The 20,086-nt window shown below is 47.6% G+C and carries 20 protein-coding genes; 11 read left to right on the top strand and 9 right to left on the bottom strand.

The window, feature by feature from the left end; genetic code table 11:
* Positions 1-6 precede the first annotated feature (6 nt).
* Together C8N47_RS00680 and C8N47_RS00685 are read left to right on the top strand one after the other, a co-directional pair.
* A complete protein-coding gene (locus C8N47_RS00680) occupies positions 7-1,053 on the top strand; it encodes an NAD-dependent epimerase/dehydratase family protein (protein WP_107820587.1) in 1,047 nt (348 codons plus the stop codon).
* Complete coding sequence (locus C8N47_RS00685) at positions 1,050-1,859, top strand: LicD family protein (RefSeq protein ID WP_107820588.1); 810 nt, start codon at positions 1,050-1,052, stop codon at positions 1,857-1,859. The genes C8N47_RS00680 and C8N47_RS00685 overlap by 4 nt, the downstream gene beginning before the upstream one ends.
* A gap of 2 nt (positions 1,860-1,861) precedes the next feature.
* Here C8N47_RS00685 and C8N47_RS00690 read toward each other — a convergent pair whose 3' ends face one another.
* The 6 genes from C8N47_RS00690 to C8N47_RS00715 form a co-directional block, all read right to left on the bottom strand.
* Positions 1,862-2,764: a glycosyltransferase family 2 protein gene (locus C8N47_RS00690; RefSeq protein ID WP_107820589.1), complete on the bottom strand. Its 903-nt coding sequence runs from the start codon at positions 2,762-2,764 to the stop codon at positions 1,862-1,864.
* Positions 2,765-2,869: 105 nt separating this feature from the next.
* Complete coding sequence (locus C8N47_RS00695; protein WP_107820590.1) at positions 2,870-3,436, bottom strand: D-glycero-alpha-D-manno-heptose-1,7-bisphosphate 7-phosphatase; 567 nt, start codon at positions 3,434-3,436, stop codon at positions 2,870-2,872.
* Positions 3,408-4,121 (bottom strand): nucleotidyltransferase family protein, encoded by a 714-nt coding sequence (locus C8N47_RS00700; protein ID WP_107820591.1) that lies wholly within the window; start codon positions 4,119-4,121, stop codon positions 3,408-3,410. The genes C8N47_RS00695 and C8N47_RS00700 overlap by 29 nt, the downstream gene beginning before the upstream one ends.
* Positions 4,121-4,705 (bottom strand): D-sedoheptulose-7-phosphate isomerase, encoded by a 585-nt coding sequence (locus tag C8N47_RS00705; RefSeq protein ID WP_107820592.1) that lies wholly within the window; start codon positions 4,703-4,705, stop codon positions 4,121-4,123. The genes C8N47_RS00700 and C8N47_RS00705 overlap by 1 nt, the downstream gene beginning before the upstream one ends.
* Positions 4,687-5,721 (bottom strand): GHMP family kinase ATP-binding protein, encoded by a 1,035-nt coding sequence (locus C8N47_RS00710; RefSeq protein WP_107820593.1) that lies wholly within the window; start codon positions 5,719-5,721, stop codon positions 4,687-4,689. The genes C8N47_RS00705 and C8N47_RS00710 overlap by 19 nt, the downstream gene beginning before the upstream one ends.
* Positions 5,718-6,854: a glycosyltransferase gene (locus C8N47_RS00715; protein WP_107820594.1), complete on the bottom strand. Its 1,137-nt coding sequence runs from the start codon at positions 6,852-6,854 to the stop codon at positions 5,718-5,720. Before C8N47_RS00715 ends, C8N47_RS00710 begins: the two co-directional genes overlap by 4 nt.
* 356 nt (positions 6,855-7,210) lie before the next feature.
* Here C8N47_RS00715 and C8N47_RS00720 point away from each other — a divergent pair, with 356 nt between their 5' ends.
* The 4 genes from C8N47_RS00720 to C8N47_RS00735 are packed head-to-tail and all read left to right on the top strand — an operon-like array spanning position 7,211 to position 11,105.
* The gene (locus tag C8N47_RS00720; protein ID WP_107820595.1) at positions 7,211-8,311 is read left to right on the top strand and encodes a DegT/DnrJ/EryC1/StrS family aminotransferase; all 1,101 of its coding nucleotides are present in this window, start codon (positions 7,211-7,213) and stop codon (positions 8,309-8,311) included.
* Complete coding sequence (locus tag C8N47_RS00725; RefSeq protein ID WP_107820596.1) at positions 8,301-8,867, top strand: acyltransferase; 567 nt, start codon at positions 8,301-8,303, stop codon at positions 8,865-8,867. Before C8N47_RS00720 ends, C8N47_RS00725 begins: the two co-directional genes overlap by 11 nt.
* Positions 8,864-10,174, top strand: coding sequence for a nucleotide sugar dehydrogenase (locus C8N47_RS00730; RefSeq protein WP_107820597.1), 1,311 nt, complete (start codon positions 8,864-8,866; stop codon positions 10,172-10,174). Before C8N47_RS00725 ends, C8N47_RS00730 begins: the two co-directional genes overlap by 4 nt.
* A gap of 1 nt (position 10,175) precedes the next feature.
* Positions 10,176-11,105: a Gfo/Idh/MocA family protein gene (locus C8N47_RS00735; protein ID WP_107820598.1), complete on the top strand. Its 930-nt coding sequence runs from the start codon at positions 10,176-10,178 to the stop codon at positions 11,103-11,105.
* Between the two features lie 163 nt (positions 11,106-11,268).
* Here the strand turns inward: C8N47_RS00735 and C8N47_RS00740 are convergent, their stop codons facing one another.
* From C8N47_RS00740 to C8N47_RS00755, 3 genes are all read right to left on the bottom strand, one after another.
* Entirely contained in the window at positions 11,269-11,742 is a 474-nt protein-coding gene (locus C8N47_RS00740; RefSeq protein WP_107820599.1) for a hypothetical protein, read from the bottom strand.
* Positions 11,743-12,177: 435 nt separating this feature from the next.
* On the bottom strand, positions 12,178-13,728 hold the full coding sequence (locus tag C8N47_RS00750; protein WP_107820601.1) for a glycine--tRNA ligase: 1,551 nt from the start codon (positions 13,726-13,728) through the stop codon (positions 12,178-12,180).
* 68 nt (positions 13,729-13,796) lie between these two features.
* Positions 13,797-14,033, bottom strand: a complete 237-nt coding sequence (locus C8N47_RS00755) for a DUF4834 domain-containing protein (protein ID WP_146161396.1) — start codon at positions 14,031-14,033, stop codon at positions 13,797-13,799.
* Positions 14,034-14,239: 206 nt separating this feature from the next.
* Between C8N47_RS00755 and pyrH the strand changes: the two genes are divergently transcribed.
* From pyrH to C8N47_RS00780, 5 genes are all read left to right on the top strand, one after another.
* A complete protein-coding gene (gene pyrH, locus C8N47_RS00760; RefSeq protein ID WP_107820603.1) occupies positions 14,240-14,950 on the top strand; it encodes a UMP kinase in 711 nt (236 codons plus the stop codon).
* 110 nt (positions 14,951-15,060) lie between these two features.
* On the top strand, positions 15,061-15,624 hold the full coding sequence (gene frr / locus C8N47_RS00765; protein WP_107820604.1) for a ribosome recycling factor: 564 nt from the start codon (positions 15,061-15,063) through the stop codon (positions 15,622-15,624).
* Positions 15,625-15,918: 294 nt separating this feature from the next.
* A complete protein-coding gene (locus C8N47_RS00770) occupies positions 15,919-16,683 on the top strand; it encodes a histidinol-phosphatase (RefSeq protein ID WP_170111252.1) in 765 nt (254 codons plus the stop codon).
* Between the two features lie 121 nt (positions 16,684-16,804).
* Entirely contained in the window at positions 16,805-18,709 is a 1,905-nt protein-coding gene (gene dxs, locus C8N47_RS00775) for a 1-deoxy-D-xylulose-5-phosphate synthase (protein ID WP_107820606.1), read from the top strand.
* Positions 18,710-18,823: 114 nt separating this feature from the next.
* Complete coding sequence (locus tag C8N47_RS00780) at positions 18,824-20,008, top strand: sensor histidine kinase (protein ID WP_107820607.1); 1,185 nt, start codon at positions 18,824-18,826, stop codon at positions 20,006-20,008.
* The last annotated feature ends 78 nt before the right edge of the window (positions 20,009-20,086 follow it).

The following is a 20,086-nucleotide window of genomic DNA, read 5'->3' on the forward strand; positions in this document are numbered from 1 at the left end:
ACTGTCATGATAAACTTTCAGCATCCAATTATTCAACACGACTTAGAAGAACTTTACGAAACTTCGATAAACTGGGAGCCCTTACAAAACAAAACCGTTTTGATAACCGGGGCTACAGGTATGCTCGCCTCCTACCTGTCATTCATGTTTCTTTTCCTAAACGAAAAATACAACTACAACATCCGTTTATTCCTGCTGGCACGTAACAAACAAAAGCTGAAGCAGCTTTTTGGACAGCCAGATCACGCGATTAATTTTCTGATTCAGGACGTTTGCAGCCCAATCGAGCTTCATGCTGAGGTCGACTATATATTTCATGCCGCCGGAGCAGCAAGCCCATATCAGATAAACAACGACCCCACAGGAATTATCAAAGCCAACACAATCGGCACTTTAAATGTACTGGAATTAGCACGATCGAAAAATACACAAAAGATACTCTTTACGTCCACCCGCGAGGTTTACGGAAAAGTGACGAATACGAATAAAATTAACGAAAATGAAATGGGAGTTCTCGATCCCCTGGACGAAAGATCCTGCTATCCGGAAAGCAAGCGGATTGCAGAATCGCTTTTAAAGAGCTATTCATTACAATACGGCATCTCGTTTAACAGTTTGCGAATTGCTCACACTTACGGTCCCGGTATGCGAACCCATAATGATGGCCGGGTAATGGCCGACTTCTTCAACTCAATTCTGAACAAACAGCCTATCCAACTGCACGCATCAGGCACCGCAGAACGAGCATTTTGTTACCTTACAGATACACTGCAGGCTGTTTTCAGGATCTTGCTGCAGGGACAAGACAACCACGCCTACAACATCGCCAACGAGTCGGAACCCATCCGAATTGCCGACCTCGCCCGCTTATTACAAAAAGTCTCGGGAAACCACCAACCCGTTCTCATTCCTCCGCAAGACCAGACCCCGAAAGGATATTGTAACTACGAACGGACTCAACTCGATACCCGAAAGGTTGAAGAACTGGGCTGGAAACCAGCCATTAGCCTCAACGAGGGGATTAGAAGAACACTTAAAAGCTTCTGTCGATGAAACAAATCTCACTGGATGAAATTAAAACCATCGAACTGGATATCCTGAAGGCCGTTCATTCGATTTGTGTTGAAAACAATCTCAGATATTCGCTGGGAGGAGGAACACTACTGGGCGCTGTTCGCCATAAAGGATTTATCCCTTGGGACGACGACATTGACATCATGATGCCACGAGCTGATTATGAACGGCTAATAAGCCTGTTTGCCCAAGTCAACAGTACGCCGGAGCTGGAACTCCAAGAGTTTAAAACACACCCTACACTTCCGTACCCTTATGCGAAAATAATCAATACAAAAACCCAACTATCCGATCAATTAATCCGGACCGGAATTTTTATCGATATCTTTCCCATTGATGGTTTTCCGAAAAGCGATCGTCTCTCAAAAATCAAAATAAAGTGTGCAACATTATTGTGGAGCCTCCGGTCTTTTAAAATCCATGGCAACGCTTATTTCGGGAAGAAATCGCGCTATCAGTTTATTTGGAGATTCGCTTCCGCCTTATGCCCGGTCACATTCATCGACAAGCTTTACCAGACGCTGATTTTCCTTCATCGCTATGAGAAGTCGGACTACGCCGGCGTGATTGCCGGAGGTGTTTACGGCATGAAAGAAAAGATGGAGAAAAGCTATTTTGAAAATACGGTCTCCCTGACTTTCGAGGATGCCTCGTTTCATTGTATCAGCGGCTATCGGGAATACCTCAGTAAACACTACGGCAATTACATGGAACTACCACCTGAAGATCAACGGATAACGCACAACCTGCATGCGTTCTATTTAAAACCAGACCAATCGAGCTAAACTTATCCTTCCAACATTCCCCGGCTCACCCACCAGCGGAACAAGATTAGCATTTGGGCAACGCGGGCTTTTGCTTGCAGCAGGTATCCAAGGGCTAAAGCCAGGGTGGCTCCCCATTTGAGCAACTCTTTCACCACGCTTAGCAGTATGGCTGTTTTGCCTTGCACCTGGGCATGTTGGCGCTGGCTTTTGCCGGTTCCGAGCGCCTGGCGTTTGATGAACTCAGAGTAAGTTCGCTCAATGGGAACCAGATGTAAGACAACGGCCGACGGAACGTACCACATTTCTTCGCCACGTTCTTTCAAGCGGTAGAAAAGCTCTTTTTCCTCGTTGCCGTACAACTGTCGTCCAACACGCCCCAGCGAAGTGTTAAATCCCTCGTATTTATCGAATAAGCTTCGATGAAACGACATATTCGATCCGCGAAAATAGTCGTTGCTGAAAGGCATTTCGCGATCGCCCTTATTGAAATAGCCCAACAAGGACGCCAAATACGGGTTATACCACTTCGGCTTTCGATCCAGATATTTCAACAAAATTTTGCCCCCAATGGCTGACACCTGGGGATGACTTTTAAAAAAGGCGATGGTCTGTTCAAAAAAATCATCGGTCAGTACCGCATCGTCGTCCAGAAATGTAACATAACGCCCCGACGACTCGCGAATCCCCCGGTTACGGCCAAACGACAGTCCCTGCTGATGCTCGACACAGTACACAATCCGCAAACCCGGGTTTTCGGCCATAAACTGCCGGCATTTCTGCTCGGTGTTGTCGGTACAATTATTATTAACAATAACCACCTCGTAACATGCCGGGTCGATGGTTTGTTGCAGGATAGAAGCAAACAATCCATCTAAATACTGCGCCCGGTTATAGGTTGAAATAATAGCTGAAATCTCGATCATTACAGGATGCTAAAAGAAAATTAGCCCTAAAAATACGATTCTAAATGGATCGGCAGAACAAGCAGCCTGCAAAACAGCGATAAAAGTCACCGTCGGGCCAACCCCTTAGTTCGAATCGGCATTAGCTGTCGGCAAAATTAAATCCGGCAAATCGGCTAACGAATGCAGCTGAAAATCGGCCCTTGTGCTAGCGGATAAATTGCCAACCAGACAAGTGACCATCCCCAGGCGGTGTCCAAATTCGATATCGCTGGCCGAGTCGCCAACCATGATACTTTTCGCGAAATCAATTTCGGGGAAGTCGGTTCGGGCGGACAGCGCCATGCCGGTTTGTGGTTTGCGAAATTCGGAGTTCGCCGACTTCAGCTGCGGCGCTACATAAAAGCGGTCAATGCGTCCGCCGGCCTGCTCAAGCTCCCGGCTCAGGCTGGCGTGAATCGCCTCAACTTCGGCCATGCTCATCAGGCCTTTACCAACTCTTTGCTGGTTGGTAACCACAATGATGCGTCCAAAGACTTCGCTTAAACGAGCAAGAGCCTCAACAACACCATCGAGCACCACAAACTGATCGAGGTTACGAACGTAGTCGCCATCAATTTTCTGATTGATCACTCCATCGCGATCCAGAAAAAGCGTCCAACGCTTATCGATTTGTAAATCTTCTAAACTCATGCTGTGCTTTTCTAAAGTCGTCCGGCACGCCGATGTCGATAAAATAGCCGTCACTTTCAACGCCGTAAAACTTGCGTTCTAAAACCTTCTTCTGAAAATAATCGTTCTCAATTGAAAACTTTTCAGGAAAATCATTCACTTTAAACTTCGCCACATCAACAATATAAACTCCGCCATTGATCAAGCCTTCTTCCGTAAATTCTTTTTCCTTAAAAGCCACGATCCGCTGATCGTCCGCGACAACAACGCTGCCGTAGCGATCGAACGATTGCATCTTTTTCAGCGCTAAGGTTACATCGGCCTTGCGGCGTAGGTGTTCCCGAAACTGCTGCTGAATATCGGTCAGGAAAATAGAGTCGCCATTAACCACCAAAACATGGTCCGAAGTGGTAAAGCTCAACGAATTGACGATTGCCCCACCTGTACCCAGCGGCTTAGCCTCAACAGCATATTCAATTGGCTTCCCCGAATACGACTTGCCAAAGTGCGCCTGCACATTTGCAGCCTTATAGCCCACCGAGAAAACAAATCGTTCAATTCCGCAATGGATCAGATAGTCGAGCAAATATTCCAGAAAAGGCTTCCCGGCGATCCCGACCAAGGCTTTTGGATTGCCTTCGGAAACCGAACGTAAACGGGTTCCGAGGCCACCAGCCAGAATTAAAGCTTCACTTATTTTACTCATCACTGCGGAAAAATAATTCGTTCAACCATCTCGCATATCGTGTGCCCGACAAACATCTGTCCTTCCTGGATACGCGGGGTATCGTCCGAGGGCACTTTAAATACCATCTGGCACAAGCCGGCCAGTTGGCCGCCCCCCTCGCCGGTAAGGCCAATGGTGTAAGCGCCCATAGCATTGGCCTCCCGCACAGCATTAACAATATTTTTGGAGTTCCCCGAGGTTGACAAAGAAACCAGCACATCGCCGCGGGAGACGAAAGCTTTCACCAGCCGGAGGTAAGATATATCGAAGGAATAGTCGTTGGAAACCGCTGTTAAATACGAGGTATTCACATGCAAAGCCTCCGCAAACAAGGGAGGCCGGTCGTAATAGTAGCGACCCGACAGCTCGGCCGCCAGATGTTGCGCATCGGCAGCACTTCCGCCATTGCCGCAAAAGAGCACCTTCCCGCCTTTGCGGAAACAATCCACAATTACATCAACGGCCTTTGCTATATCCTGCTGAAAAGGCGAATCGTTCAGCATTTTCTCTTTAACCAGAAGAGCTGCTCGCAGGTTACTCGTTATTATTCCTTGCTTGTCCATGTCAACACTCCTTCCTTTACAAAGTTATACCGGTAATAATCGGCGCCGACACTTGCCAGCGCTTTTATGACCTGATGTTTGGTCTCGGCCGGGCAATAAAAAAACATAAAGCCTCCACCGCCGGCACCCGATATTTTTCCACCGGACGCTCCGGCCTCCATAGCCGTATCGTACAACTGATCGATATAGGGATTGGTAATATTTCGGGCCATCTTTTTCTTGGAGTTCCAGCCGTGGTTCAGGATCTCGCCCATCTCGGAGATATTGCCCTTCAGGAGCGCTTCCTTCATCCAAAACGACTGCTCTTTCAGCTTCAGTGTTGCCTGAATGGCATCCTGCTTATTTTGCCCAACGTTTTGCTTTTGCTCATCGATAATGCTGGCCGACTCGCGGGTGGTCCGGGTATAAAACAAGGGCAGGTGATATTCGAGATTATGAAGAATGCCGTTGCGGATTCGCAGGGGATTGACCACCACCTTCTCGTCGGCATAAAACTCCATAAAGTTCACCCCGCCAAAGGTCGCCGCATACTGATCCTGCCGTCCGCCACTCATTGCCAGATCTTCCCGTTCGATTGAGTAAGCCAGTCGAGCCATATCATATTCACCCAAGGGCAGCTTCAGCCACTCGACAAAAGCACCGATAATTGCCACCACCAGGGTTGAAGAAGTCCCCAGTCCTGAACCGGCAGCCACATCAATGGACGTGGTCAATTCGAAAGCGAGCGGCTTTTTCGCAAAATCTTTCACAATGCGATTATAAACCCCCAGTTGCAGGCAAATATCCCGGCAGCGAGCAACATCAACATGTTCCTCCGAATCGTATTCAACTCGTTTCGCCTTATCGGCGGCATGAATGACGATTTTTCCGTCGTGGCGCGGAACAATGGAGGCATAAGCATACAGGTTGATGGTGGCATTCAGGATAGCTCCACCATGCAGGTCGGTAAACGGACTTACATCGGTTCCTCCTCCGGCCAGGCCAATTCGCAGCGGAGCCTTGCTTCTATAAATCATTTTTGAATCGTTTGAGTCAGTTTCAGGATGTTTTCGGCCAGGATTGCCCAGCTGTACCTCTTCTTTTCGTCGCGGATATTAGCAGCCATTTCCGGCCCTTTTCCCTGTTCAAAGAACTGCACAATCGCGTTGGCAATTTCCCCGGCATTGGTCTCCACCACATAGCCTACCCGCCCGTGCGGGCACATTTCGGGTAGTCCACCAACATTGGTCACCACCATGGGTTTATTAAAATGATAGGCTATCTGTGTCACACCACTCTGCGTAGCCGACTTATAGGGCTGAACAACCAAATCGGCAGCACTGAAAAAATGCGTTACTTCCGAGTCCTGTATAAACCGAGGGAACTCGACAATAAGGTCGGACAAAGCATACCGGGCAATAATTTCATCATATACTTTTCGGTCGCCGTAATGTTCGCCGGCCACAATCAGCCTGATACCCCGCTCTTTGAGTCGTTGATCACGAAAAGCTTCCAGCGCCAGATCAAGCCCTTTATAGCCCCGAATCAAGCCAAAGAACAACACATAGCGATAGTGCGGATCCAGCTTGAGCTGCTCCAGTGCTTTTTCGCGAGCCTCTGCCGCTCCAAAATTGTCGAAAATAGGGTGAGGCGACAGCATGCGTGCTTTCGTCTGATCAAACTGATCGATATCGGCCAGTACCGTCTTCGACATGGCTACAAAACCATCGACAGCACGGGCAAAATACCGGGTAAAAGGGATATCTCCCGGCCGGGGTTCGTGCGGAATCATATTGTCAACGATAGTAATGATCTTCGCTCGCGACCGGCGCCGTATTTGCCGCAAAATTGTGCCAAAGCAAGGCCCCATCAAAGGCAACCAATATTTAACAAGTACCAGATCGGGCTCCATCTTCGCGATGCGTCTCCCCACGGTCATCCAATTAATCGGGTTCACCGAGTTTACGCAACGTTCAATCGACAATCCTTCGGGAGCCGGTTCTGCCGAGTACTGTGTTTTCCCGGGAAACAAAAACGACGGATACTGAACCGTAAACGTACAGATATGCACATCGTGCCCCTGCTTCTGCAACTCTTTTGCCAGGCGCTCGTTATATGACGCCAGCCCTCCCCGGTACGGGTGGGCCGCCCCTATGAGTACAATTTTCATGAACTGTGAATTTTAGTCGAAATCCGGATGAAATGCCCGGATCTACACCTTGTTCCCGGGAGCCAAACACATCGCCGCCGGAAACCCGGAATTACCATTCTTTATTCGTGAACTAAAAGTACAAAAATCAGCTTAACGACAATATGTTTATTTTTCCTACCGGGAAATATTCTCAAAATTCGGGCACAAACAAACGTCGTTTTTCAAAAACAGCTCCCTCAACCAACCATGGTGTGCCCATTGCCGGAGCCCGAAACCGGCAATAGCCAATCTTTTCGCTCCGATTGGCAGATAAAACAGGCAAATTCCGTTACTTTTAGATTTCAATTTCGTGGCAAAAACAAAATAATCACAGCATGCAATTTAACGACCTGCAACGACAATACAACGCCTATAAAAATGAGATCGACGAAGCGATTCAGCAAGTGCTTAACTCGTCCAGATACATCAACGGCGAAGAGGTAGCCTTACTGGAAGCGGAGCTGTCGGCCTATGTTGGGGTAAAACACACCATCAGCTGCGCCTCGGGCACCGATGCACTGTTGCTTAGCCTGATGGCGCTGGACTTGCAACCCGGCGAGGAAGTGATCTGCCCGGCTTTCAGTTTCATCTCGCCCGCCAGCATGACACGACTGCTGGCAGCCACACCGGTGTTTGTTGATGTTTCGCCGCTGGATTTCAATATTGATGTGGAGAAGATTGAAGCCAAGATCACCAGCCGCACCAAAGCCATCATCGGCGTATCGCTGTTCGGGCAATGTGCCAACTTCGAAGCCATCAACGCGCTGGCCGAGCAGCACGGCTTGTGGACCATCGAAGACGGGGCTCAGTCGTTCGGCGCAGATTTTCAGAGCCAAAAGTCGGGCTCTTTAACCGATTTGGCAACCACCAGCTTTTTCCCGGCTAAACCACTGGGCTGCTATGGCGATGGGGGCGCCATTTTCACCAACAATGACGTATTGGCCGAGAAACTTCGCGCCCTGAAAGCGCACGGACAAACCATGCGTTACCACCACCAGCTCATTGGGTTAAACTCGCGGCTGGACACCATTCAGGCGGCGGTATTGCGGGTAAAACTCAAACATCTGGACGAGGAGATTAAAGCACGTCAGGAGATTGCCGGCATCTACAAACAACTGCTTCCCCAAGGCATTTTTTTACCCGAAGTGGCTGCCGCGCACGAAAGCGTGTGGGCACAGTATACCATTGGCCTGCCCAACCGCGATCAAGCTAAAGAATACCTTGACAAGCGAGGCATCCCCACCAACATTCATTACCCGGTACCGCTTCCGTTTCAGGAGGCCTTTGCGGGTATCGGCGAAGGGGCCGATAGTTTCGAAGTTGCCTCACTACTGTCCGAGACCGTCCTGTCGCTGCCCATGCATGCATTTCTGACAATCGAAGAAATTCGGTACATTGCACAAAGCCTTCAAGATTTTCTCAAGCATGAAAAGTGAGCATTTCATTCACCCCTCGGCCTGTGTCGATGACGGGGCACAAATTGGTGCCGACACAAAAATATGGCACTTCTGCCACCTCATGGGTGGCGCCCGCGTTGGGAACAACTGCATCCTGGGGCAAAACGTTTTTGTCGGCGGGGAAGCCCAAATTGGGAATGGGGTCAAAATTCAGAATAACGTTAGTATTTACGACTCCGTGGTCTTGGAAGATGATGTTTTCTGCGGCCCCGGCTGTGTATTTACCAATGTAAAAAATCCACGAGCTTTCATTGAACGCAAGTCGGAGTTTTCCACAACAACGGTCAGGCGTGGCGCTACAATCGGAGCCAACGCCACCATCGTTTGCGGGCTGACCATTGGCGCCTATGCGTTGATTGGCGCGGGAGCCGTGGTCACCAAAAATGTGAAAGCACACGCACTGATGACCGGAAATCCGGCCACACAAACCGGCTGGGTTAGCCGTGCCGGGCTGCGGCTAAACAAGTCGCTTTGCTGCCCCGAGACCGGCGAACAATATCAACTTGTAAATGGTGAATTAGTTTTAAAAGCATGAACCTGAAAGACCAGATAGTACAAAAAATTGCATCCTCGGATGTAAAAATTGCCGTTATTGGCCTGGGTGAAATTGGCCTGCGCCTGGCGGTGGCCTTCGCTGCCGAGGGACTTGCAGTAACCGGCCTGGATACTTATGACGAACGGGTGGAAGCCATCAATGCCGGCCGGAACTATGTGCGCGATTTGGCGACCGATAAAATTGAACAACTTGTCAGCAGTGGCAAGCTAAAAGCAAGCAGCGATTTTTCGCAACTTGCCAATGCCGATGCCATCTTTATTTGTGTTCCCACGCCGCTCGATGCCTTCAAGAAGCCCGACATGAGCTATATTGAGCAAGCCTGCTCGGCTATTGCCGACAACATGACCGCCGGCACATTCATCTGTCTGGAAAGCACCACCTACCCCACAACAACCGAGGATTTCCTGCTCCCCATCTTCAAAGAACGTTCGCAATTCATCCATGGGAGGGACTTTTGGCTGGCCTATTCGCCCGAGCGTGTCGATCCGGGCAACCAACAGTTTCACACGCGAAACACGCCCAAAGTTATTGGCGCGCTCTCCGATGAGGGACTGGAAATCGGCATGCAACTTTACCGGAAAATTGTCGACCACGTTCACCCGGTGAGCTCACCGCGTGTAGCCGAGATGGTGAAAATCATGGAAAACACCTACCGGCTGGTCAACATCAGCCTGGTTAACGAGTTAGCCCTGTTGTGCGGAAAAATGGACATCGACATCTGGGAGGTCATTGAAGCGGCCAAAACCAAGCCTTATGGTTTTCAGCCTTTCTACCCGGGCCCGGGCATTGGCGGACACTGCATACCGCTCGATCCGTTCTACCTGGAGCACATCGCCAAAAAATTCGATTTCGACCTCAGCCTGATTCACACCGCCGGACATATCAACAACATGATGGCTCACCGCATGACCATCAAGATCACCTCGGCTCTGAACCGACACAGAAAAGCAATCAACGGAAGCAAGATTCTTTTTCTGGGGGTAGCCTACAAAGCCAACATCAACGACTATCGCGAGTCGCCCGCCCTGAAAATCATGGAAGAAGTGGCGAAAAAAGGAGGTGAGCTTTGCTATCACGATCCCCTGATCCCGACAATCAGCATCTGCGGAGACACAAAAACAAGCGCGGTTCAACTCACTGAAAATCTATTAAAAACAGCCGATTGTGTGGTCATCACAACGAATCACGATGCATTCGATCCCAATTTTATTTTGAATAACTCCCAGTTGATTGTAGATTTGAGGAACGCAATTGACGAACAGTCAGATAAAGTATACAAACTTTAAAATGAAGAACTTTGCCCTCATCGGCGCGGCCGGATTTGTCGCAGAACGACACCTCAGAGCAATCAAAGACACCGAAAACCGCCTGCTTGTTGCAACCGATCCTTTCGATGTGGTTGGCCGCCTGGATAACTACTTCCCGGATTCGGAGTTTTTTACCGATTTCCAACAGTTCGAGCACTACATCAGCAGCCGCCCGATTGATTTCACCAGCATCTGCACCCCAAACTACCTGCATGCCATGCACATACAAACGGCACTACATGCCGATACCGATGTTATTTGTGAAAAACCGATGGTGCTGAACCCCGGCGAACTGGAGGCTATTGACAAAGCGCAGGAACAAAGCGGCAAAAAGGTTTTCAACATCCTTCAACTTCGGCTGCACCCTGCAATTATTGCTCTGAAAGAAAAAATTGCCCATGCACCAAAGGATCGTCTGTTCGACATTGAGCTCACCTACATTACCTCGCGCGGAAAGTGGTATTTTGAAAGCTGGAAAGGCGACGATCTGAAATCGGGAGGCGTAGTCTGCAATATTGGCATCCATTTTTTTGATATGCTGATCTGGATTTTTGGCGATGTACAAAAAAGCGACGTACAGCTAAACCAGGTTGACAAAGCCTCGGGGATTCTTGAACTCAAAAATGCCCGGGTGCGGTGGTTTTTAAGTCTCGATGAAAATGATATCCCTCAAAAAATCCGGCAAAAAGGACAACGCACCTACCGATCGCTTCAGCTGAACGGTGAGAATTTTGAATTTAGTGACGGATTTACCGATCTGCACACGCTAAGCTATCAGCAAATTCTGGCAGGCAAGGGATTCGGTCCCCATGAGGCCAGACCATCCATCCTGCTCACGCACGAAATAACCAACACTCCGGCCTTCCGGTTTTCCGAAGACCACCACCCTTTTTTGGAAAAAGCACATTAAAAAACAAGCGATAATCCCGGGATTTGCGAATTGCTGCAAACATTCAATTTGATACAAACAGCAACTTTTACTGGAACCCGAGTGCTCCAACTCCATGAAATCAGAAAAGCCGCCACGGGGGGACGTGACGGCTTCCAAAAATGCTGTTTAAAAATTAAAATTATTAGTTTAGTATTGTTTTGTACTGCTCATTCACCAAGTCGGGTAAAAAGCTGGCAATCATCTCCAAAGCTCTTTCCCGCTCAATTGGTGAGCCACTGATAATTTTCTGACTATTAAAACTGTTCAAATTGATCACTTTGTAATTTAAGTCGGCAGGCACACGCTGCTCACTACCGCTTAATTCACGCACGCCAAATCCTTTCGACCCGTTTACATACTTCACCTCAAAGTAGTTGGTCCGAACAATGTACTCGTCGCCCTTTTTCGTTTGCTTTAAGAATACCTTTACCGGCCGACTTGAATCGCCGTAAACAATATCCCAGCACTGAACCGCATTGACACCGGACGAGCTAAGGTCTACCGTCGAGATTTTATAGTTGTCGTTGAAAGCCTCATTCGAAGAAGCATATAAATTTGTTGCAAACCCGATTATTGCAACCACGATCAAGCTTAAAAAAATACGATTTGTTTTCATGTCATCTTGTTTTAATTGGTTTCTGATAACACTAGCAAAAGTACATCGCCGCCAACAGCTGAAAGATGACAAAACGCAGGTTTTATTTTTGTTAAAAACAAACAACTTTCAAATTGAAAGCAAAAACCCGATTATAGGTTTATTTTTTGTGATAATATCAAGAAAACACCAATTAAAACCGATCAAAACATAGAAGAAAATTACAAAAAATAATCTTTATGCTCTTCAACATAATAGACCACAACACACTAACTGCATGGCAATTACATAACAACATCAATCTAAACCCAAATGAATAGCAGTCAATATTCCCAATAGATACCCAGCAACAAAAAAGAGACATAAGACCACTTTCAATTCGTAAGCATACCGACCTTCCCAGACAGAAAAAAGGCTCCACAAGGGAGCCTTTCCAAATATTATTGTTCGTTTTAACTACTTAAGCTTTGCAAAAAGCTTTTTAAAGCTCACTTGATCTGCAATCATGTTTTTCAATTCGGCAATTGCCACACGTTCTTGTTCCATCGTGTCGCGGAAACGGATCGTCACCGTCTGGTCTTCCAGCGTTTGGTGATCAACCGTTACACAAAACGGCGTTCCGATAGCATCCTGACGACGATAGCGCTTACCAATACTGTCTTTCTCATCGTACTGGCAATTGAAATCGAATTTCAGATCGTCGATGATTTCACGTGCTTTCTCGGGCAGGCCATCTTTTTTCACCAAAGGCATAACCGCCAATTTCACCGGAGCCAACACCGGAGGTAACTTCATCACCACGCGGGTATCCTTCTTGCCGTTGCTTTCCACCTCTTCTTCGCAGTACGAAGCAGCGACAACCTGGAGGAACATCCGGTCAACGCCAATCGAGGTTTCCACTACGTAAGGCACATACGATTCGCCCAACTCAGGATCGAAATACTGAATTTTCTTTCCCGAATATTTTTGATGTTGCGACAAGTCGAAATCGGTACGCGAGTGGATCCCCTCAACCTCTTTAAAGCCGAAGGGGAATTTATATTCCACATCGACGGCGGCATTGGCGTAGTGCGCCAGTTTTTCGTGTACGTGGAAGCGATAGTTCTCATCGCCAAAGCCAAGAGCACGGTGCCAGTTAATGCGGGTTTCTTTCCATTTGTCAAACCAGTCGAGCTCGGTTCCGGGCTTCACAAAAAACTGCATTTCCATCTGTTCAAATTCGCGCATCCGGAAAATAAACTGACGGGCAACAATCTCGTTGCGGAAAGCCTTTCCAATTTGGGCAATCCCAAAGGGAAGTTTCATACGGCCGGTTTTCTGCACATTCAGGTAGTTCACAAAAATCCCCTGAGCCGTTTCGGGGCGCAAATAAATTTTCAATGCACCGTCGGCAGTCGATCCCATATCAGTTGAGAACATCAGGTTAAACTGGCGTACATCTGTCCAGTTGCGGCTACCACTAATGGGGCACACAATACCTTCATCCTCGATAATCTGCTTCAATTCAGCCAAATCCGACGCATTCAGAGCATCGGAAAAGCGCGCATGCAGGGCATTCCATTTTTCCTGGTTGGCCAGCACCCGTGGGTTTGTTTCGCGAAACTGCTTTTCGTCGAAAGCATCACCAAAACGCTTCTGAGCCTTGGCAACTTCCTTATCCATTTTTTCTTCGTACTTAGCCAGTTGTTCTTCAATCAACACATCAGCACGATAGCGTTTTTTCGAATCCTTATTATCAATCAACGGATCGTTGAAGGCGTCAACATGGCCCGATGCTTTCCAAATGGTTGGGTGCATAAAAATAGCCGAATCAATACCGACCACATTTTCGTGCAACAGCACCATGCTGTCCCACCAATATTTTTTAATGTTGTTTTTCAGTTCTACACCATTCTGGCCGTAGTCGTAAACCGCTCCCAATCCGTCGTAAATTTCACTCGACTGAAACACATAGCCGTACTCCTTGCAATGGGCAACCAGCTTTTTAAAAATATCTTCCTGAGCCATATTAATCTATTGCGTTAATTGCTGTTGAATATTAATTTTTGGTTTATTATCTGTCTATCTACTTTCAACTAGTCGACCTCTTCAAAATCGACATATTCGCCCTCATCTTTTGCGTAATGTGGCTTTTGAGCTTTCAGGTTTTCCACCCGCACATCTCCTTCTACTCGCTGCTCTTTTTGTCGGTTTTGTTGCTGCTGTTTTCGGTTCACTTGCTGAAAACCGAACACCGGAGCCAGCAATTTCACGATAAACCGAAAGAGGTAATAAAATATAACAACTAAAAAGAGCGTTCTAAAAAATCCCATCAAAAATAAAATCACGCTTAATGTCATAACTCTTGAAAATCAGCGGCTGTAAAAGTAATAATTAATTGCGAAATGGAAATTCTCCCCTATTATTATCTGTCAGGCTTAACGATGTAGCCATATTGCAAGCCGGCTGCCCCGAAAGTTAAAAACGAAACAGGCCCGGTTCTTTTCAATTTTCATACTTTTGCAAAAAAAATACGATCATGGTAACATACAAACGCATACTGCTCAAACTAAGCGGCGAGTCGCTGATGGGGCAACAAGAATACGGAATCGATCAAGCGATGCTGAAGGACTACGCCGAGCAGATCAAAGAAATTAATGAACAGGGGGTGCAAGTCGGCATTGTGATTGGCGGCGGAAACATTTTCCGGGGACTAAGCGGCGCGGCCAATGGCTTCGACCGGGTGAAAGGCGACCAGATGGGCATGCTGGCAACAGTGATCAACTCGCTGGCCTTAAATTCGGCCTTAACAGCCGTGGGCGTCAAATCGCGGGTACTAACGGCAATACGGATGGAGCCTGTTGGCGAGTTTTACTCGAAGGACAAAGCCATTGAAAGCCTGGAACGGGGCGAAGTAGCCATCTTTTCGGCGGGCACCGGCAACCCTTATTTTACGACCGACACCGGCTCGTCGCTGCGCGGCATCGAAATTGAAGCCGATGTCATGTTGAAAGGAACACGCGTTGACGGCATTTACACGGCTGATCCCGAAAAAGATCCCACCGCCCAAAAGTTCGATAACATTTCGTTCGACGAGATTTACAATCGTGGATTGAAGGTGATGGATCTTACGGCAACAACCATGTGTAAGGAAAACAACCTGCCCATCATTGTTTTCAACATGGACCAAAAAGGAAATTTGAAAAAAGTTGTAACCGGCGAAAACATTGGCACTCTGGTGCACCTATAAGATTGCGCCTTCAATTTTTTATGACTTTTTTTTCGCGAATTTCAATATTCTTTAATTTTTTCTATATTTGCTGTCAGCACAGAAAAACATGAACTGACCATATAAATTTTATGGAAGAGGAAGTAGAACTGATATTAGATTTATGTAAGGAAAGGATGGCAGCCGCCATCGAACATTTGGAGAAGGAATTAGTTCATATTCGTGCAGGAAAGGCTTCGCCCCGAATGCTTGACGGAGTAACCGTTGACTACTACGGAAGTATGACACCTTTGGCGCAGGTTTCGAACATCAACACACCCGATGCACGAACAATTGCCGTTCAACCCTGGGAAAAACAATTGATTCCCGAAATTGAAAAAGCAATTATTAATGCCAATTTAGGTTTCAACCCGGAGAACAACGGCGAGCTTATTCGAATTAATGTTCCACCATTAACCGAAGAACGCCGTAAGTCACTATCGAAGCAAGCTAACACAGAAGGCGAAAATGCAAAAGTTGCGATTCGTTCGGCCCGCAAGGAAGCGAACGATGCCTTAAAAAAGCTTTTAAAAACAGGCTTATCAGAGGACTTGGAAAAAGATGCTGAAACAACCGTTCAGAACATGACCAACGACTTTGCCAAGAGTGTTGAAAGCTTGCTGGAGAAAAAGACACAAGAGATTTTTACAATATAATTGTTTCTAGTTTTCTGTTTTCTGAACATTGTTTAATTGTTTTCATGGCTTTGAGGCAGCTTATTTAAGCTGCCTTTTTTTTTGTCGGAAAGTCTACCACGCAAAGCCACCAAGGCGCAATTGTCAATAACTGGTTTTAATTAGATGTGGGATGACAACCCGACAACTGTTGAAAACAACGACAACAGAACATCCAAAAACCACGGCTCGTCCTTTGGGCTTTCATTTTGAATTTTCATTGACTAAATTTATCGTCCGAACAAAAGAACTATAACAGAAACTCCAATGATAGGAATGACAGATTACCATATACACAGTATCCTTTCGGACGGCAAGAACACGCATGAAGAAATGATTCAGGCAGCCATTGACAAAGGGCTCGACGAAATTGGCTTTAGCGATCATATCTGTCTGAACCCGGTTGACTGGTCAATCGCCCGGGTTGACTTGCCGGTGATGGTTGAACAAGTGCAGCTGCTGCGCGATAAATACCGCGACCAGATTACCATCAAACTGGGAGCCGAGGTTGACTATCTGGAAGGCCGGGAGACGGAAATTGCTCAATTACTAAGTTCATTGCCGCTGGACTACGTCATCGGCTCGGTTCATTTTATTGACGACTGGAATTTCGACACCGACAAATCTCTTTACGGCAAGTGGTCGAACAACCATCTTTACCAGCGCTATTTCGGGCTCATTCAGAAAGCAGCTCAATCGGGCCTGTTCGACATTATCGGACATCTGGATATTATCAAAAAATTTCGCATCTATCCGGAAACGGATCAATCGGCACTGATTGACGAAACCCTGCGGATTATTAAGAATCACGATCTGGTGGTCGAACTTAACACCGGAGGTTACGACCGCCCCTGCGCCGAGTTCACCCCCTCACCCACCATTATTGAACGCTGTTTTCACCATCAAATTCCCGTCACCTTAACATCGGACGCCCACCGGACGAGCCATGTAGCACGACATTTCGACTCAGCCGCAGAACTTCTCCGAACCGTCGGATATCAGGATTTAGTTCGATTCACCAACAGACAAAGGCATACGTAACGGTTATAAAACAGGAGCGCCCAAACAACAACCAATCCACCCGATTAACGGATCTTCGACATTTAAAAGTGCTCCCATTAACGATAAATCGTATATTTGTGGGCTCTCAAATTTTGGCAACATGGAAGAAGGTGCAGTGAAACTGCTGGAAAATATTAACACTCCGGAAGACTTACGGAAACTGAAAATTGATGAATTACCCAACGTCTGTTCGGAACTCAGACAGTTCATCATCGATGAGGTTTCAACAAACCCGGGGCATTTTGGCGCCAGTCTCGGTGTTGTCGAGCTCACTGTTGCTCTTCACTACGTTTACAAAACACCTTACGATTTGCTGGTTTGGGACGTTGGTCACCAAGCTTACGGGCACAAGATATTAACCGGCCGCAGGAAACAGTTTCACACCAACCGAAAATATAACGGGCTGAGTGGCTTTCCCAAGCCCTCGGAAAGCGTATACGACACCTTTGGTGTTGGCCATGCCAGCACCTCCATATCGGCTGCACTGGGCATGGCTGTAGCAGCCGACATCCAGCACGATAAGGAACGCAAGATCGTTGCCGTTATCGGCGATGGCTCCATGACCGGCGGAATGGCCTTCGAAGGGCTGAACAATGCTGTTGTCAACAACTCCGACGTTCTGATTATACTGAACGACAACAACATGGCTATCGACCCAAACGTGGGCGGGGTTAGCAACTACCTGCTAAACATCTCCAAGTCGAAGTCGTACAACAAGCTCAAACAAGAAATTTGGGACGGCCTGGGCAAGCTCAACGGCTTTGGCCCCAAAGCACGTCGCCTGGTTCAAAAAACCGAAGGAGCCCTGAAATCGGCCTTGCTCAAAGAGTCGAACCTGTTTGAGAGTTTGGGAATCCGCTACTTTGGTCCTATTGACGGACACGACATCCAATACCTGACCAAGGTGCTTCAGGATCTAAGGCATATTCCCGGCCCCAAGCTACTACATGTACTCACCAAAAAGGGCAAAGGCTTTAAGCAGGCCGAGCTCAACCAAACCGAGTTTCATGCTCCGGGGAAATTCAACAAGCTTACCGGCGAGCTACTCGACTGCGAGTGCGTCATGAATAAACCACCAAAGTTTCAGAACGTCTTCGGCAACAGCCTGGTTGAACTTGCTGAGAAAAACGAAAAAATTGTTGGGGTAACACCGGCAATGCCAAGTGGCAGCTCCTTAAACATCATGATGGAAAAGATGCCCCATCGGGCCTTCGACGTAGGCATCGCCGAGCAACATGCTGTAACCTTTTCTGCCGGCATGGCAATTCGGGGAATGGTTCCGTTTTGCAATATTTACTCAACCTTCATGCAGCGCGCCTACGACCAGATAATTCACGACGTGGCCATCCAGAATCTAAATGTGGTATTCTGCCTGGATCGTGCCGGACTGGTTGGGGCAGATGGAGCTACGCACCACGGCGTTTACGATATCGCTTACATGCGCCATATCCCGAACATGATTGTTTCGGCTCCGATGGATGAGATTGAACTGCGCAACCTGATGTTCACAGCTCAGCAGGAAAACAGGGGTCCGTTTTCGATCCGATACCCCAGAGGCTGTGGCTGCCAGATTGATTGGAAGCAAGCATTCGAGCCAATTCCAATTGGCAAAGGCCGGACACTGAAGCAGGGCAAAGATTTGGCAATACTGTCCATCGGAACCACCGGCATTAATGCTTCGCGCGCCATTAAAGCCATTGAAAAAGAAGGCTTCGAGATTGCCCACTACGATATGCGCTTTGTAAAGCCACTGGACGAAGAGCTACTTCACCGCATTTTTAACCAGTTCGATAAAATTATCACCATCGAAGACGGTACGATACAAGGTGGATTCGGCTCGGCAGTGATCGAATTTATGGCCGACCATCAGTACACAGCCAAAGTGGTTCGCCTGGGGGTACCCGACCGGTTTATCGAACATGGCAGCCAGGAAGAACTGATGCGGGAATGTGGCTACGACCAAAAAGGCATTCAAAAAGCAAGCCTCGACCTGCTCAAAGGATAATTGCGGGCTGCCGATACTTTTTCCACTGCTCTTTCGTTGATAAAATCGTAACTTCCCTGACAGCGGAAAACAAATTTGTCATTGAGGCTATCAGGATAAACAAAACAACAAACCTTGGAATTCTATCAACGAAATCGCCGCTGGAAATTACTTCTTGTATTGGTTGCCATCATCATTGGTGCTGCTTCCTTCATTTATACCAACTGGCTGGCTCGCAAAATGGCCGAAGAAGAACACCGAAGCGTTGCCCTGTGGGCCGAAGCAACGCGCCGTTTGAGTTCGCCAATCGACACGCCCGACGATAACATTTCCTTTCTCTCCCACATTGTAGAATCGAACAGCGACATTCCGATCATCCTGACCGACAGCACCCTCAACATCCTGGCATCAGCCAATATCGATTACACCGAAGCACGCAAAGCGCAAAACCTGCAGGAGGAACTGCAGAAGATGATCAGCGAAAAGGAGCCCATTGAAATCATTCTGTCGGAGACCGAAACACAATACATTTATTACCGCGACTCGAAGACACTGCAAAACCTTAAGTACTTCCCGCTGATTCAAATCAGCGTTATCGCACTTTTCATTGTGGTAGCCTACTTTATTTTCAACGCCTCGCGAAAAGCTGAGCAAAACCAGGTTTGGGTAGGTATGTCGAAAGAAACAGCACACCAGCTGGGAACTCCCATCTCCTCGCTGATGGCCTGGATTGAACTGTTAAAAACGCAGGACATTGACCCGGAACTTATTCGTGAGTTTGAAAAGGACATCAACCGGCTGGAGAAAATTACCGAGCGTTTCTCCAAAATCGGCTCCAAACCCGAACTGTCAACCGAGGATCTGCGCAAAACCATCGTATCGACGGTCACCTACCTGCAACGCCGCACATCGCAGAAAGTGCGCTTCGAGATGCGGTTTCCCGACGATAAAAGCTTCAACACCCCCCACAACCCCGCCTTGATAAGCTGGGTCATCGAAAACCTGTGCAAAAATGCCATCGACGCCATGAGCAATGCCGGCAACATTAGCCTAAGCCTGCACGACGACGATAAATACATCTATTTCGATGTTAGCGACAATGGCAAAGGGATTCCCAAAACACAATTCAAAAGTATTTTCACCCCTGGCTTTACCACCAAAAAACGCGGATGGGGACTCGGCTTATCGCTCACCAAGCGAATTATCGAAATCTATCACCAGGGAAAAATCTTCATCAAACAGTCCGAAATTGGCAAAGGCACAACCTTTAGGATCATCCTGCGGAAACCGGTATTTTTCAACAAAAACTTAAAATATTAACCAACTGTAAAACTGCCGGTTGTCCTTTCGTCACCGGCAATTGATTTTTCCCTGTTAAAAAAATCAGATAATTTTCTT

It is taken from the genome of Mangrovibacterium marinum (genome assembly GCF_003046625.1).
Classification (GTDB): Bacteria; Bacteroidota; Bacteroidia; order Bacteroidales; family Prolixibacteraceae; genus Mangrovibacterium; species Mangrovibacterium marinum.